At 70.9% G+C, this 16,522-nt stretch carries 8 protein-coding genes, 1 tRNA gene and 1 rRNA gene; 1 reads left to right on the forward strand and 9 read right to left on the reverse strand.

The window, feature by feature from the left end:
• Nucleotides 1–35: 35 nt before the first annotated feature.
• The 7 genes from ACZ7HT_RS28425 to ACZ7HT_RS28455 form a co-directional block, all read right to left on the reverse strand.
• Nucleotides 36–557 (reverse strand): CinA family protein, encoded by a 522-nt coding sequence (locus tag ACZ7HT_RS28425; RefSeq protein WP_471171152.1) that lies wholly within the window; start codon nucleotides 555–557, stop codon nucleotides 36–38.
• Entirely contained in the window at nucleotides 554–1,225 is a 672-nt protein-coding gene (pgsA, locus tag ACZ7HT_RS28430; protein WP_471171154.1) for a CDP-diacylglycerol--glycerol-3-phosphate 3-phosphatidyltransferase, read from the reverse strand. The genes ACZ7HT_RS28425 and pgsA overlap by 4 nt, the downstream gene beginning before the upstream one ends.
• Nucleotides 1,222–2,703, reverse strand: a complete 1,482-nt coding sequence (gene rimO / locus ACZ7HT_RS28435) for a 30S ribosomal protein S12 methylthiotransferase RimO (protein WP_471171155.1) — start codon at nucleotides 2,701–2,703, stop codon at nucleotides 1,222–1,224. The genes pgsA and rimO overlap by 4 nt, the downstream gene beginning before the upstream one ends.
• Nucleotides 2,704–2,803: 100 nt before the next feature.
• Nucleotides 2,804–3,631 (reverse strand): helix-turn-helix domain-containing protein, encoded by an 828-nt coding sequence (locus ACZ7HT_RS28440; RefSeq protein ID WP_471171157.1) that lies wholly within the window; start codon nucleotides 3,629–3,631, stop codon nucleotides 2,804–2,806.
• 311 nt (nucleotides 3,632–3,942) lie between these two features.
• Nucleotides 3,943–6,747, reverse strand: coding sequence for a DNA translocase FtsK (locus tag ACZ7HT_RS28445; protein ID WP_471171158.1), 2,805 nt, complete (start codon nucleotides 6,745–6,747; stop codon nucleotides 3,943–3,945).
• A gap of 138 nt (nucleotides 6,748–6,885) precedes the next feature.
• A complete protein-coding gene (locus ACZ7HT_RS28450) occupies nucleotides 6,886–7,560 on the reverse strand; it encodes a response regulator (protein ID WP_389236536.1) in 675 nt (224 codons plus the stop codon).
• 292 nt (nucleotides 7,561–7,852) lie between these two features.
• The gene (locus tag ACZ7HT_RS28455) at nucleotides 7,853–13,330 is read right to left on the reverse strand and encodes a HAMP domain-containing protein (protein ID WP_471171159.1); all 5,478 of its coding nucleotides are present in this window, start codon (nucleotides 13,328–13,330) and stop codon (nucleotides 7,853–7,855) included.
• A 268-nt stretch (nucleotides 13,331–13,598) separates the two neighbouring features.
• On the opposite strand from ACZ7HT_RS28455, the gene ACZ7HT_RS28460 reads away from it, so the two are divergent.
• Entirely contained in the window at nucleotides 13,599–16,247 is a 2,649-nt protein-coding gene (locus ACZ7HT_RS28460) for a SpoIIE family protein phosphatase (protein ID WP_471171161.1), read from the forward strand.
• 104 nt (nucleotides 16,248–16,351) lie between these two features.
• Here ACZ7HT_RS28460 and ACZ7HT_RS28465 read toward each other — a convergent pair.
• Both ACZ7HT_RS28465 and rrf read right to left on the reverse strand, forming a co-directional pair.
• Nucleotides 16,352–16,424: transfer RNA gene (locus tag ACZ7HT_RS28465), tRNA-Thr, on the reverse strand.
• Between the two features lie 5 nt (nucleotides 16,425–16,429).
• A 5S ribosomal RNA gene (gene rrf / locus ACZ7HT_RS28470) occupies nucleotides 16,430–16,522 on the reverse strand; the annotation flags it as partial.

Genomic DNA, 16,522 nt, shown 5'->3' on the forward strand with positions numbered 1-16,522 from the left:
GGGAGCGATGTCGTGTTCACTCAGGGCTGCAAACATCAATTCCCCCCGTTGTGTTCCGTATCCTGTGCCCGCGCATTTCCCGAGAGTTCCTCATGGAGCAGTTCCAGCACGCTCCGTACGCTCTCTCTACGGATTTCCCCGCGGTCGCCGTTCAACCTCAACGACACCACTTTCCCGGCGCGGGCGCTCGTCGCGACCGGCCCCGCGACCGCCACGTAGACGGTGCCGACGGGCTGCCCGTCCTGCTCCGAGGGCCCCGCGACCCCGGTCGTCGAGATCCCCCAGTCGGCGCCGAGCCGGTCCCGTACACCCGCCGCCATCTGCAGCGCGACCTCGGGGTCGACCGCTCCCCGCTCCGCGAGCAGTCCCGCGTCGACGCCCAGGAGCTCGTGCTTGAGAGTCGTCGCGTAGGCGGTGACCGACCCCAGGAAGGACACCGAGGAACCGGGCGTTCCGGTGATCTCGGCGGCCACGAGACCGCCCGTGAGGGACTCCGCGGCGGCCAGCGTCTGATCACGCTCCGCGAGCAGCGCCAGCACCCGGGCGGCCTGGGTCATCGCGTCGCCGTCTCCGACCCCGCCGCCCGCTCCGCCGCGAGCCCCTTGCGCCGCAGGACGATCGCCTGGCGTACGTAGTCCAGACCGGTGACGACCGTCAGCACGACGGCCACCGCCATCACCCAGAAGCGGAGGGTGGCAAGCGCCCCGGTCAGCATCAGGACGTACATGCCCACGGCGGTGCCCTGGGCGAGCGTCTTGATCTTGCCGCCGCGGCTGGCGGGGATCACCCCGTGCCGGATGACCCAGAACCGCATCAAGGTGATGCCGAGCTCACGGGCCAGGATGACCCCGGTCACCCACCAGGGCAGGTCCCCGAGCAGGGACAGCGAGATGAGCCCGGCGGCCATGATCGCCTTGTCGGCGATCGGGTCGGCGATCTTCCCGAAGTCGGTGACCAGGTTGTACGACCGGGCGAGGTGCCCGTCGAAGACGTCCGTGATCATGGCCACCGCGAACGCCGCCCAGGCCCAGGCCCGCCACGCCGGGTCGTGCCCGCCGTCCTGGAACAGCAGGATCACGAAGCCCGGCACGAGGACGAGCCGGATCATGGTGAGGATGTTGGCGATGTTCCACAGGCTGGCCTGGTTGACGGCCGCCGCGCCCAGCTTGCCGCGGGGCGCCGGCCTTCCGGTCCCGCCCGTCGCGGATGCCGGGACTCCGGTCATCTGCCCGCCTCCTCGAAAAGACACTCGGCCACCAGGTCGACGCCCTCCGTGCCGACGACCTTGGCACTGACCATACGGCCCGGGGCCAGGTCGGGGCTCGTACCGTCGGACGTGGTGAGGACCACCTGCCCGTCGGTCTCGGGCGCCTGGTGGGCGGCACGGCCGATCCAGCCGTCCTCCTCGTCGAAGGACTCGACGAGTACGTCCAGGGTCTCTCCGATGCGCTCCTCCGCGCGCTGCGCGGTGAGCTCCTCGGCGAGCCGGGAGAGGTGGGCGAGCCGCTCGTCGACGACGTCCTGGTCGAGCTTGTGCTCGTACGTGGCGGCCTCGGTGCCGTCCTCGTCGGAGTAGCCGAAGACGCCGATGGCGTCGAGGCGCGCGTGGGTGATGAAGCGTTCCAGCTCGGCGAAGTCCGCCTCGGTCTCGCCGGGGAAGCCGACGATGAAGTTGGACCGGGCACCGGCCGTGGGGGCCTTGGAGCGGATGGTCTCCAGGAGCTCCAGGAAGCGGTCGGTGTCGCCGAAGCGGCGCATGGCCCGCAGCACGTCCGGGGCGCTGTGCTGGAAGGACAGGTCGAAGTAGGGCACGACCTTCTCGGTCGACGTGAGGACGTCGATCAGGCCGGGGCGCATCTCGGCGGGCTGGAGGTAGCTGACGCGGACGCGCTCGATGCCGTCGACGGAGGCCAGCTCGGGCAGCAGGCCCTCCAGGAGCCGGATGTCGCCGAGGTCCTTGCCGTAGGAGGTGTTGTTCTCGGAGACCAGCATGATCTCCTTCACGCCCTGCTCGGCGAGCCAGCGCGTCTCGTTCAGCACGTCCGAGGGACGGCGGGAGACGAAGGAGCCGCGGAAGGAGGGGATGGCGCAGAAGGAGCAGCGGCGGTCGCAGCCGGAGGCCAGCTTCACGGAGGCGACGGGGCTGGTGTCCAGACGGCGCCGCAGGGGGGCGCGGGGGCCGGAGGCCGGTGCGATCCCCTCGGGGAGGTCGGCGGGGGCCTCGGCGGTGTCGCCGTGTCCCGGGAGGGCCACGGCCGCGGCGGCCTCCTGGCGCTCCACGGGCGACAGCGGCAGCAGCTTGCGCCGGTCACGCGGGGTGTGGGCCTCGACACTGCCACCGCTGAGGATGGTCTGGAGGCGGTTGGAGATGTCGGCGTAGTCGTCGAAGCCGAGGACGCCGTCGGCCTCCGGGAGGGCCTCGGCGAGCTCCTTGCCGTAGCGCTCGGCCATGCAGCCGACGGCGACGACGGCCTGGGTCTTGCCGTGGTCCTTCAGATCATTGGCTTCGAGGAGGGCGTCGACGGAGTCCTTCTTGGCGGCCTCGACGAATCCACAGGTGTTGACGACGGCGACATCCGCGTCCTCGGCGTTCTCGACGAGCTCCCAGCCGTCCGCTGCCAAGCGGCCTGCGAGCTCCTCCGAGTCCACCTCGTTACGGGCGCAGCCAAGAGTGACAAGGGCGACGGTACGGCGTTCGGGCATGGACTCAAGACTACTTCGTCCCGGCCGTTCCCCCGTCGCGCAGGGTTCACCTGCGCGACAGAGGTCACATCACGGCCGGGAGATCGCCGGACGGCGGGCCTCAGCCGGCCTCGGGGTCGCCCTTGGTGTAGCTGAGCCGCTCGACCTGGCCGGATTCGAACTTGTCGGCGAGCTTCTTGCCGTTCACGTAGAGCTCGATCGCGCCGGCGTTGCCGAGGACCAGGTCCACGCGCTCGTCGTCCTGGAAGGTCTTGGACTCGCCCTTGAGGAGGAGCCCGTCGAAGAGGAGCTTGCCGTCGTGCGCCTTGGCCGAGATCCAGCTCTTGTCGTCGATCGCGGAGAGCTTGACCGTGACCTTGTCCTGCGGGACCGCGGCGATCGCGCTCTCGGTGGGCTTGGGCGCGGCGGGCTTGGCCGGCTTCGGCTTGACCGCGGACGTCGCCTTCTCCGGGGCGGGGGCCGGGCCGCCGTCGGCCACGGTGGTCCCGTTCGTGGCGTCGTTCCCGTTGAACATCGTGAAGCCGACGAAACCGACGACGGCGACGATGGCCGCGACCATCGCGGCGGTCCAGTTGGGCCGGCGCGGCTCGGGGCGGATGCGTTCCGCCTCGAAGAGCGGGGCGGCGGGGGTGGGCGCGGGACGGCCACCGTGCTCGGCGTCGTACTGCTCGATCAGCGCGGCCGGATCGAGGCCGACGGCGCGCGCGAGGGTACGGATGTGGCCGCGGGCGTAGACGTCGCCGCCACAGCGCGAGAAGTCGTCCTCCTCGATCGCGTGCACGATCGGAATCCGGACACGGGTGGAGGCACTGACCTCTTCGACGGTGAGACCGGCGGCGATTCGGGCCTGCTGGAGAGCGCGACCGATCGAGTCCCGGTCGTCTGCCGGGAAGGTCCGGTCGTCTTCGGGGGAGTTGCCGATGGACACGAGAGCGCCTTTCGAGCGTGTAGCCACCTGCTGGACGTTCAGTCTATGGGTGGTACGAAAGGGTGGGGCAACCGGGCGGGTGCTGTTTGTACGCCATGAGGCTGGGACATCCTTCTGTCCCTCCCTCCAACTTGACGTACGGCCAGGGGAAACGGTTGCCCACCGTTCCCTTACGAGTGAGTCTCGGCCAGGTCTCGAACCGGCACCCGGCCCTGCCCCGGACCGGCACCCGCGCCGGTCGACCGGGCACCCGGCCCTGTCTCGACCGGGTACCCGACCCGGTCCTGACCGGGTACCCGGACCCGTCCTCGCTACTCCCCCGACTCCCCCCGGATCACGGCGAGCACCCCGTCCAGCTCGTCCGGCTTCACGAGCACGTCCCGCGCCTTCGACCCCTCGCTCGGTCCGACGATGTTCCGCGACTCCATCAGGTCCATCAGCCGGCCGGCCTTGGCGAAGCCCACGCGGAGCTTGCGCTGGAGCATCGAGGTGGAGCCGAACTGGGTGGAGACGACCAGTTCGGCGGCCTGGCACAGCAGGTCGAGGTCGTCGCCGATGTCCTCGTCGATCTCCTTCTTCTGCTTGGCGCCGACGGTGACGTCGTCCCGGAAGACCGGCGTCATCTGGTCCTTGCAGTGCTGCACGACGGACGCGACCTCGGCCTCGGTGACGAACGCGCCCTGCATGCGGATGGGCTTGTTCGCGCCCATCGGCAGGAAGAGGCCGTCGCCCTTGCCGATGAGTTTCTCGGCGCCGGGCTGGTCGAGGATGACCCGGCTGTCGGCGAGCGAGGAGGTGGCGAAGGCGAGCCGCGAGGGCACGTTCGCCTTGATCAGACCGGTCACGACGTCCACGGACGGCCGCTGGGTGGCGAGCACGAGGTGGATGCCGGCGGCGCGGGCCAACTGGGTGATGCGGACGATCGAGTCCTCGACGTCGCGCGGGGCGACCATCATCAGGTCGGCGAGCTCGTCGACGATCACCAGGAGGTACGGGTACGGGTTGAGCTCCCGCTCGCTGCCCGCGGGCAGTTTGATCTTGCCGTCCCGGATGGCCTGGTTGAAGTCGTCGATGTGCCGGAAGCCGAAGGCCGCCAGGTCGTCGTAGCGCAGGTCCATCTCGCGCACCACCCACTGGAGGGCCTCGGCGGCCTTCTTGGGGTTGGTGATGATCGGGGTGATCAGGTGCGGGATGCCCTCGTAGGCGGTGAGCTCGACCCGCTTGGGGTCGACGAGCACCATCCGGACGTCCTCGGGGGTCGCTCTTATCATCACCGAGGTGATGAGGCAGTTGATGCACGAGGACTTTCCGGAGCCGGTGGCACCGGCGACCAGGATGTGCGGCATCTTCGCCAGGTTGGCCATCACGTAGCCGCCCTCGACGTCCTTGCCGAGCGCGACCAGCATCGGATGGTCGTCGTCGCCGTCCGCGAGCCGCAGCACGTCGCCGAGGTTGACCATCTCGCGGTCGCTGTTCGGGATCTCGATGCCGACCGCGGACTTGCCGGGGATCGGCGAGATGATCCGCACGTCGGGCGAGGCCACGGCGTAGGCGATGTTCTTGGCCAGTGCCGTGATCTTCTCGACCTTCACGGCGGGCCCGAGCTCGACCTCGTACCGCGTGACCGTCGGGCCGCGGGTGAAGCCCGTGACGTCGGCGTCCACCTTGAACTCGGTGAAGACGTTCGTCAGCGCCGCCGCGACGGCGTCGTTGACCGCACTGCGGGTCTTGCCGGGACCGCCGCGCTCCAGGTGGTCGAGCGAGGGCAGGGAGTACGTGATGTCGCCCGCGAGCTGGAGCTGCTCGGCCCGGGGCGGCAGGTCGGTCGGCTCGGGCGCCGGCTTCGTCAGATCGGGTACGGCCCCGCCGGGGCGGCCTCCGCCGCGGGCCGGCGGCACGGGCGCGGCCTTCTCGGGAACTTCGGGAACCGACGCCGCCAGGGCCGCGTTCCGCTCGGCCGTGACGTCCTTGGTCAGGTCGGCGACGATCGGCGAGGGCGGCATCCCGTTCAGCACGGCGCCGTCGAGCGCGGCGGCGGCCGCCGCGGCCACGTCCACCGGGTCGAGGCCGGAGTCGAAGTCGACCCGCCCGGGGCTCCGGCGGGCCGAACGGCCGCGCCGCTCCAGGATCTCCGCCTCGGCGCGGTCCACGTCGTACGGCTCCGAGGGCCCGGCCGGGCGGCGCCGGACCGGCCGCGCGGGTCGCGGTGCCGCGTCCCGCCACTCCTCGTCGTACCCCTCGTGGCCCGGGTGCCCCCCGTACTCCTCGGCCTCCGCCGGGTCGTACGGGAGCTCGACGATGCCCAGCTTCGCGCCGAGCAGCCGCAGCCGCTGCGGGATCGCGTTGACCGGGGTGGCGGTGACCACGAGCAGCCCGAAGACGGTGAGCAGCACCAGCATCGGGACGGCGAGGACCTCGCCCATCATGAAGACGAGCGGCTGGGACGCGGCCCAGCCGATGAGCCCGCCGGCGTCCTGCATGGCCGCGCTGCCGTCGCCGCGCCCCGGGGAACCGCAGGCGATGTGCACCTGGCCGAGGACGCCGATGACGAGCGCGGAGAGGCCGATGCTGATCCGGCCGTTGGCCTCGGGCTTCTCCGGGTAGAGGATGAGCCGGATGCCGATCCCGCCGAGGAGCAGCGGGACGAGCAGGTCGAGCCGGCCGAAGGATCCGGTCACGAGCATCTCGACGAGGTCGCCGACCGGGCCGCGCAGGTTGGACCAGGTGCCGGCGGCGACGATCAGCGCGAGGCCGAGGAGGAGCAGCGCGAGCCCGTCCTTGCGGTGGGCGGGGTCGAGCCCCTTGGCGCCGCGCCCTATCCCCCGGAACATCGCCCCGATGCCGTGGGCGAGGCCGAGCCAGGCGCCGCGCGCGAGCCGGTAGACGCCCCCGGTCGGGGACGGCGCGGGGCGGGGCGGGGCCTTCTTCGCGGCGGTCTTCCGCGCGGGCGCGCGCTTGGCGGGTGCGGCCTTCTTGGCCGGTGCCTTCTTCGCGGGCGGCTTGGCGGGGGACTTCGCGGGCGCCGCTTTCTTCGCGGCGCCCGTCGTCCGGCCGGCGCGCGGTTTTGCGGTGCCCGCCGTGCCCTGGGAACCCTTGCCGGACGTACGTGAAGCCATGACGCCGAGGTTACCGGTGTGGACAGGGGTGTGGGGAGCGCCTGTCCGCCTCACCCGTTCGTGTCGTCCCGGCCATGGCGCGATGCTGACGCCGCATCACGGCGATTCCCGCCACGACGGAGGCGCGATGACGGTGTGTCAGCTCTGGGCGGGCAGGGTCGGCGTGGCGCCCGTACCCGGCTCCAGGGCGTCGAGCGCCCTGCGCAGCCCGGTGAGCTTGCGCTCCAGGTGCGCGGCGGTGGCGACGGCCGCCGCGTCGGCGGAGTCGTCGTCGAGCTGCTTGGACAGGGCCTCGGCCTGCTCCTCGACGGCCGCGAGCCGGGCGGAGAGCTCGGCGAGCAGTCCCGCGGACTCCTTGCCGTGACCGCCCTCGCCGCCGCCCTCCAACTGCAGCCGCAGCAGGGCGGCCTGCTCGCGCAGCTTGCAGTTCTTCATGTAGAGCTCGACGAAGACGGAGACCTTGGCGCGCAGCACCCACGGGTCGAAGGGCTTGGAGATGTAGTCGACCGCCCCGGCCGCGTACCCCCGGAAGGTGTGGTGGGGGCCGTGGTTGATGGCGGTGAGGAAGATGATCGGGATGTCCCGGGTCCGCTCGCGCCGCTTGATGTGGGCGGCGGTCTCGAAACCGTCCATGCCCGGCATCTGGACGTCGAGCAGGATGACCGCGAAGTCGTCCGTCAACAGCGCCTTGAGCGCTTCCTCCCCGGACGATGCCCGCACCAGCGTCTGATCGAGCGCGGAGAGAATGGCCTCCAGCGCCAGCAGATTCTCCGGCCTGTCATCGACCAGGAGGATCTTGGCCTTCTGCACCATGCCCCGTCCTCCTCGTCCCGGCAACGGCTCTCCCCGGTCCCCCGAACCGGGGGAAGCACCGGGCGCCGCCCCAGAAGACGACTCCCTAGCGCCGTCCGTCCTTGTGCCGGTCATCGTAGCCGCACCCCGCCCGTCGCCACACCCTGTCACCGCGATGTCACTGTGCACAGACGAGAAACGCGGTGGGAGACCAGAAGGTTCCCCGAATACCGCCCTCTCACACGCCTTCGGCGACAGTCCGCCGACGGTCGGGGGCGGAGCCCGGAGCTCCGCCCCCGCCCGGGCCCCGGAGTCACTCCCCCCGCATCCACTGCTCCATGACGGTCAGCAGGTGATCGGGGTCGACCGGCTTCGTCACGTAGTCCGAGGCACCGGACTCGATCGCCTTCTCCCGGTCGCCCTTCATCGCCTTCGCCGTCAGCGCGATGATCGGCAGCCCCGCGAACTGCGGCATGCGCCGGATCGCGGTCGTCGTCGCGTACCCGTCCATCTCCGGCATCATGATGTCCATCAGCACGACCGTCACGTCGTCGTGCTGCTCCAGGACCTCGATGCCCTCCCGCCCGTTCTCGGCGTAGAGCACCGCGAGCCCGTGCTGCTCCAGGACGCTGGTGAGCGCGAAGACGTTGCGGATGTCGTCGTCGACGATGAGCACCTTCTCGCCGGAGAAGTCGAAGGTACGGCGCGGCTCGGCCTCCGGCTCCTCCCGGTCCGCCGCGGGCTGGCCGGACTGCCCGGGGACCGTGCCCCGCGCCCCGGTCGCCTCCGCCGCGGCCTTCCGCCGGTGCCGGAACAGCGCCCCGGCCCCGGACCGCGCCTCCGTCCGTACGGGCGGCGGCGGGAAGTGCGGGAACGGGTGGACGGCGCCGGCCGTCCCCTCCTCGGCCCCGTGCTGCAGGTCGTCGGCGTCCTGCGCGCCCTGCCCGTATCCGCTCGACGGCAGCTCCGTCGGGCTCAGCGGCAGATAGAGCGTGAACGTCGAACCGCGGCCGGGCTCGCTCGCGGCGAAGATCTCGCCGCCGAGCAGCCGCGCGATCTCCCGGCTGATCGAGAGCCCCAGACCCGTACCGCCGTACTTCCGGCTGGTCGTGCCGTCGGCCTGCTTGAACGCCTCGAAGATGACCCGCATCTTGCTCGCCGCGATCCCGATCCCGGTGTCGGTGACCGAGAAGGCGATCAGGTCGGCCTCCGGATCGCGCAGCGAACCGGCCTCCAGGAGCTGCTCGCGGATCGACTGCGGCACGTCCGCGCCGGCCGGCCGGATCACCAGCTCCACCGCGCCCGTGTCGGTGAACTTCACCGCGTTGGACAGCAGGTTGCGCAGGACCTGGAGCAGCCGCTGCTCGTCGGTGTGGAGCGTGGCCGGCAGCTCGGGCGAGACCCGCACCGAGAAGTCGAGCCCCTTCTCCGCCGTCAGCGGGCGGAACGTCGCCTCCACGTAGTCGACGAGCTGGACGAGCGCGATACGGGTCGGCGAGACGTCCATCTTGCCCGCCTCGACCTTCGACAGGTCGAGGATGTCGTTGATCAGCTGGAGCAGGTCCGAGCCCGCGCCGTGGATGGTCTCGGCGAACTCGACCTGCTTCGGCGTCAGGTTGGTCTCGGCGTTGTCGGCGAGCAGCTTGGCGAGGATCAGCAGCGAGTTGAGCGGGGTGCGCAGCTCGTGCGACATGTTGGCGAGGAACTCCGACTTGTACCGCATGGAGACGGCGAGCTGTTCCGCCCGCTCCTCCAGGACCTGCCGGGCCTCCTCGATCTCGGTGTTCTTCACCTCGATGTCGCGGTTCTGCCGGGCGAGCAGTTCGGCCTTCTCCTCCAGCTCCAGGTTGGAGCCCTGGAGCTCCTTCTGCCGGTGCTCCAGCTCGGCCGACCGCTCCTTGAGCTGCTCGGTGAGCTCCTGCGACTGCTGGAGCAGCACCTCGGTCTTGGTGTTGACGCTGATGGTGTTGACCGTGGTCGCGATGAGCTCGGCGAGCTGGTTCAGGAAGTCCCGCTGGATCTGCGTGAACGGCTGGAAGGACGCCAGCTCGATCACACCGAGGACCTTCCCCTCGAAGAGGACCGGCAGCACGATCACATGCGCGGGCGCGGCCTCGCCGAGACCCGAGGAGATCTTCAGATAGCCCGGCGGCACGTTGACCTGGATGGTCCGCTTCTCCTCCGCCGCCGTCCCGATGAGGGTCTCCCCGGGCCGGAAGGAGGTCGGCATGGACCCGGCGGAGTAGCCGTAACTCCCGCGCATCCGCAGCTCGTACGAGCCGTTGCCCTCGCCCACGAGTTCGGCGTCGCTGTGCGCGGAGCCCGTCGGCATGGCCACGAAGAAGGCGCCGTGCTGGGCCGAGACGACCGGGGTCAGCTCGCTCATGATGAGCGAGGCCACGTCGTCCAGGTCCCGCCGGCCCTGCATGAGGCCGGAGATACGGGCCAGGTTGCCCTTGAGCCAGTCCTGCTCGTCATTGGCGAGGGTGGTGTCGCGCAGGTTGGAGATCATCGTGTTGATGTTGTCCTGGAGGGCCTGGATCTCACCGGCCGCGTCGACACCGTCGATCTTGACGTTGAGGTCGCCGCGGGTCACCGCCGTGGCGACGGCCGCGATCGCCCGCACCTGCCGGGTCAGGTTCCCGGCCATCTCGTTCACCGACTCCGTCAGGTCCCACCAGGTGCCCTCCACGTCCCGGACCCGGGCCTGGCCGCCGAGCTGACCGTCGGTGCCCACCTCGCGGGCCACGCGCGTGACCTCCTCGGCGAAGTTCGACAGCTGGTCGACCATCGTGTTGATGGTGCTCTTGAGCTGCTGGATCTCGCCCCGGGCGTCGATGTCGATCTTCTTGGTGAGGTCGCCCTTGGCGATGGCGGTGGTGACGGCGGCGATCTGGCGCACCTGACCGGTCAGGTTGTCGGCCATCGAGTTCACCGACTCGGTCAGGTCCTTCCAGGTGCCCGACACACCGGGAACCCGTGCCTGGCCGCCCAGTTCGCCCTCCGTGCCCACCTCACGGGCCACCCGGGTCACCTCGTCGGCGAACGAGGAGAGCGTCGTCACCATCGTGTTGACGGTGTCGGCGAGCTCGGCGACCTCGCCGCGCGCCTCGACCGTCACCTTCTTCGTCAGGTCGCCGTTGGCGACGGCCGCGGAGACCCGGGAGATGTTCCGCACCTGATTGGTCAGGTTGTTGGCCATCAGGTTGACGTTGTCGCTCAGGTCCTTCCAGATGCCGGTCACCCCGCGCACCCGGGCCTGGCCGCCGAGGATGCCCTCGGTGCCCACCTCGCGGGCCACCCTCGTCACCTCGTCGGCGAAGTTCGACAGCTGGTCGACCATGGTGTTGACGGTCGTGACCAGCTCCAGGATCTCGCCCCGGGCATCGACGGTGATCTTCTTCGACAGGTCGCCCATGGCCACCGCCGTCGTGACCTCGGCGATGTTCCGGACCTGGAAGGTCAGGTTGTTCGCCATGAAGTTCACCGACTGGGTGAGGTCCTTCCAGGTGCCGGAGACCCCCTGCACCTCGGCCTGACCGCCCAGCCGGCCCTCGGTGCCCACCTCACGGGCCACCCGGGTCACCTGCTCCGCGAAGTTCGAGAGCTGGTCCACCATCGTGTTGAGGGTGTTCTTCAGCTCCAGGATCTCGCCCCGCGCGTCCACGTCGATCTTCTGCGACAGGTCACCGCGCGCCACCGCGGTGGCGACCTGCGCGATGTTGCGGACCTGGGTGGTGAGGTTGCCGGCCATGCCGTTCACCGAGTCGGTCAGGTCACGCCACACACCGGCCACGCCCGGCACCTGCGCCTGACCGCCGAGCCGTCCGTCCGTGCCCACCTCACGGGCCACCCGGGTCACCTGGTCCGCGAAGGCGGAGAGCTGGTCGACCATCGTGTTGATGGTGTTCTTGAGCTCCAGGATCTCGCCCCGCGCGTCCACGTCGATCTTCTGCGACAGGTCACCGCGCGCCACGGCCGTCGTCACCTGCGCGATCTGCCGCACCTGCGAGGTCAGGTTGCCGGCCATGAAGTTCACGGAGTCCGTGAGCTCCCGCCAGCGCCCGGACACGCCGTCCACCCGCGCCTGACCGCCGAGCCGGCCCTCGGTGCCCACGTCCCGGGCCATCCGGGTCACCTGGTCCGCGAAGGACGACAGCTGCGACACCATCGTGTTGACGGTGTTCTTCAACTCCAGCATCTCGCCGGCCACGTCGACCGTGACCTTCTGCGACAGATCACCGTTGGCGACCGCCGTCGTCACCTGCGCGATGTCCCGCACCTGACCGGTCAGGTTGCGGAAGGCCGTGTTCACCGAGTCGGTGAGGTCCTTCCACGTGCCCGCCGCGCCCGGCACCTCGGCCTGCCCGCCGAGCAGACCCTCGACGCCGACCTCCCGGGCCACCCGGGTCACCTCGGAACCGAAGGCGGAGAGCTGGTCCACCATCGTGTTGACGGTGTTCTTCAGCTCCAGCATCTCGCCGGCCACGTCCACCGTGACCTTCTGCGACAGATCACCGTTGGCGACCGCCGTCGTCACCTGCGCGATGTCCCGCACCTGCGTGGTGATGTTCCGGAAGACCGTGTTGACGGAGTCCGTCAGGTCCTTCCACGTGCCCGCCGCGCCCGGCACCTGCGCCTGACCGCCGAGCAGACCCTGCGCACCGACCTCGCCCGACACCCGGGTCACCTCGTCGGCGAACGTCCGCAGCGTCTCCGTCATCTGGTTGATGGTGTCGGCGAGTTGGGCGATCTCACCGCGCGCCGAGACCCGTACCTTCTGCGACAGGTCGCCGTTCGCGACCGCCGTCGTCACCTCGGCGATGCCTCTCACCTGATTGGTGAGATTGCCCGCCATCGTGTTGACGGAATCGGTCAGGTCCTTCCACACGCCGGCGACCCCGGCCACCTCGGCCTGACCGCCGAGCTCACCCTCCGTACCCACCTCGCGCGCGACACGCGTCACCTCGGAGGAGAACGACGACAGCTGGTCCACCATCCGGTTGACGGTGTTCTTCAGCTCCAGCATCTCGCCGGCGACGTTCGCCGTGACCTTCTGCGACAGATCGCCGTCCGCGACCGCCGTCGTCACGAGCGCGATGTCCCGCACCTGGGCCGTCAGCCGGTTCGCCATGGTGTTGACCGAGTCCGTGAGGTCCTTCCACGAACCGGACACCCCGCGCACCTGCGCCTGCCCGCCCAGCTTGCCGTCCGTACCCACCTCGACGGCGACCCTCGTCACCTCGGACGCGAACACCGACAACTGGTCGACGAGATTGTTGGCGGTACGGGCGACCTTCAGGAACTCCCCGCGCAGCGGCCGCACGGTCCCGTCCGCACCCTCCGAACGCAGGTCCATCCGCTGGTCCAGATCACCCTCGGCCACCGCCGACAGGACCCGCCCCACCTCGGACACCGGCCGGGCCAGCTCGTCGACGAGCGCGTTCGCGGCCTCGATCGCCGCCGCCCACGCCCCCTCGCTGGCCCCCGCCTCCAGACGCTCGGACAGCTTGCCCTCACGGCCGACCACCCGCCGCACCCGCGACAGCTCCCCCGTCAGATGCATCTGCCGGTCCGCGACCTCGTTGAACACGGCGGTGATCTCCGCCATGACCCCGTCACCGGACACCGTGAGACGCCTGCGGAAGTTCCCGTCCCGCATCGACACCAGCGCGGCCAGCAACCGCTCCAGCGCCGCCGCGTCCACCTGGACCGTCCCCCCACGGGAACGTCCGCCCCTCGCGCGCGTGCCACTGCCTCCGCCGCGCCGCGCCGCCGTGCCAGACTCCACCGTGTCCCTCCCGAAAGGGGTCGACCGTACCGCTCCGGCTCTCGCCGTCAGCCTGCCCAGTGTTTCACCGTGACCGAACCAGGCGATAACAGTTCGGCAGCTTCACACAGCGTCCCTACCCCGAGGGACGGAATCAACGGTGACCGGCATCCGCTCGGACAGCGAAGGTAAGTAACCTGGCATCCGGCTGTCCAACCGCCCCGGTCCGCCCGGCGGGGGCGGCGTGGCGTACGCACGACCACCGGGCAGCGGGAGGGACAGACCGAGCATGGCAGAGCCGGGCGTCGAGACGCGTACGAGGAGAGCTGTGATCACCGCGCGGGCGACTGCCACCTTCGAGCCCGTCGGGCGGTCCGTCGCGGCCGCCCGCGCGTTCGTCCGGGACACCCTCCAGGGCTGGGGACACCCCGAACTCGTCGACGACGCCGTCGTCCTCACCAGCGAGCTCGTCACCAACGCCGTCATCCACGCGGGCACCTCCGCCGAAGTCCTCTGCCTCCGCTCCGACGACAGCATCCGCGTCGAGGTCGCCGACCGCTACCCCGAGCGCGAGATCCCCGTCCAGAACGGCCACACCCTCGGCAGCCCGGACCGCGAGAACGGCCGCGGCCTCCTCCTCTGCGCGGCCCTCGCCCACCGCTGGGGCGTCGACTACTCCCCCACCCGCAAGCACGTCTGGTTCCACCTCGACCTCGCCCAGCGCCCCGTCGGCACCCGCTCCGCAGGCCCCGTCCTCCCCGACGCCCTCCTGCCGGTCGCCGAGAGCCGCGTCCGCGTCGCCGTCGTCCAGATCGACCGGGGCGGCACGATCACCGCCTGGAACGAGGACGCCGAGGAACTCTTCGGCTACGACGCCGAGCTGGTCATCGGCAAACCCCTCGGCGACCTCGCCGCCTGGCCCCACACCCCCGGCATCGGCACCGGCCTCGCCGAGGCCCTCCGCCTCTCCCGCTGGGAGGGCAGCTACGGCATCCGCTGCGCCGACGGCCGCGTCATCCCCGTGTACGCCTCGCACCTGCGCGTCCGCGACACCCAGGGCGAACCCTCCACGGTCTGCCTCCTCGTACGGGAGCACGAGCGCGCCGTCCTCCAGACCCCGCAGCGCCCCGCCGTCGAACCGGGCAGCGAGAGCCGCGCCGCCACCGACCCCTTCGAGGTCTTCATCGGCTCCCCCGCCCCCGACGACCTCGACGGCCTCCTCCAGCGCACGGTCGAGCGCGCCCGCGACATGCTCGACGGCGACGCCGCCTTCCTCCTCCTCGCCACCGACGACGAGACGGAACTGGAGGTACGGGCCACCACCGGACTCCCGGCCGCCCGCCAGCGCTTCGCCCGCGTCCCCGTCGAGACCGGCGCCAGCCGCTACGGCTCCGCCCGCATGCCCGCCGTCCACGAGGACCTGGCCGCCGTCCCCGGCGCCGTCCCCCTCCTCGAAGGCACCGGCATGCGCTCGGTGGTGACGGTCCCTCTGAAGGTCGAGGGCCGCCTCACCGGCTCCCTCGGCGTGGCCGCCGAGTCCGCGAACCGCTACTCCAACGAGGAGGCCCTGCGCCTCCAGTTCGCAGCCGACCGCATCGCCCTGGCCGTCGAGTCCGCCCGCCTCGGCGAGCTGGAGCGACTGCGCCGCGGCTCCCTCAGCTTCCTCGTCGAGGCCTCCGACCTCCTGGCCGGCACGCTCGACCGCGACCAGACCCTGGCCCTCATGGCCCAGATGACGGTCCCCACCCTCGCCACCTGGTGCGCGGTCTACACGATCGCCGACCAGGCCTCCGACCCGTACCTCTCGTACGTGCTCCACGAGGACGAGGACCGCATCGACGGCCTCAAGGCCCTGCTCTCCTCCATCGCCCCGCCCGACCCGGTGCCGACCCCCGGCGCCCGCGTCTGGTCCGCCCCGGGCGAAGCCGCGCACCGCGCCGCGCTGACCGCCTCGGTCCGCGCCCTCGACCACCCCGCGAGCCCGCTGTCCTCCGGCATCGACACCACCCTGGCCACCGCGAGCGCGGTCGCCGGCGAGACGGTCGTCCTGCCGCTGGTCGCCCGCAACCGGGTCATCGGCATGCTGACCCTCGGCCGCCCCTCGGAGGACCACTTCCGCCAGGAGATCCTGGAGCTCGCCGAGGACCTCTCGCGCCGGGCCGCCCTGGCCCTCGACAACGCCCGCCTGTACTCGGAGCGCGTGGCGATCAGCCAGTCCCTCCAGCGCAGCCTCCTCCCGCCCGGCCTGCCCACCATCCCGGGCGTCGAGGTGGACGTGATCTACCGCGCGGCCGGCGAGGGCAACGAGGTCGGAGGCGACTTCTACGACCTCTTCCCGATCCGGGACGGCGCGTACGGATTCGCCATCGGCGACGTCTGCGGCACGGGCCCGGAGGCGGCCGCCGTCACCGGCCTGGCCCGGCACGCCCTGCGCCTGCTGGCCCGCGAGGGCTTCGGCGGCCCCGCCGTCCTGGAGCGGCTGAACGCGGCGATCCTCGACGAGGGCGCCCGCAGCCGCTTCCTGACCCTCCTCTACGGCGAGATGCGCCCGCAGGGTGACGGCTCGGCGATCCTCAAGGTCGTCTGCGCCGGCCACCCCCTGCCGCTGCGCCTCCGCCCGGACGGCACGGTCGAGCCCGCGGCCGAACCGCAGCCGCTCCTGGGCGTCATGGAGGACCTGGAGCTGTACGAGCAGACGATCACGCTCGACCCGGGCGACGTCCTCCTGTGCGTCACGGACGGCGTGACGGAACGCCGCGAGGGCACCCGCATGCTGGGCGACGACGGCCTGGCCGAGGTCCTCAGGACCTGTACCGGCCTGACGGCCGGCGCGGTCGCCTCCCGTGTCCTCCGCGCGGTCGAACGCTTCGCCCAGGCCCCCGCCTCCGACGACATGGCCATCCTGGCGATGCGCCTCCGCGAACCGGACCCCAGCTGACGAAGCCCGGCGCCTCCTTGAAAGGGGAGGCGCCGGCCCGCCGAAAGATGTCCTGGAAACACGAAAAGGCCCCCGCCAAGTGGCGGGGGCCTTTTCCTTTTCGGAGCCCTTTAACGGAATCGAACCGTTGACCTTCTCCTTACCATGGAGACGCTCTACCGACTGAGCTAAAAGGGCGGGTTGTTCGGCGGCGTCCTACTCTCCCACAGGGTCCCCCCTGCAGTACCATCGGCGCTGAAAGGCTTAGCTTCCGGGTTCGGAATGTAACCGGGCGT

The organism is Streptomyces sp. NPDC037410 (assembly GCF_055602235.1).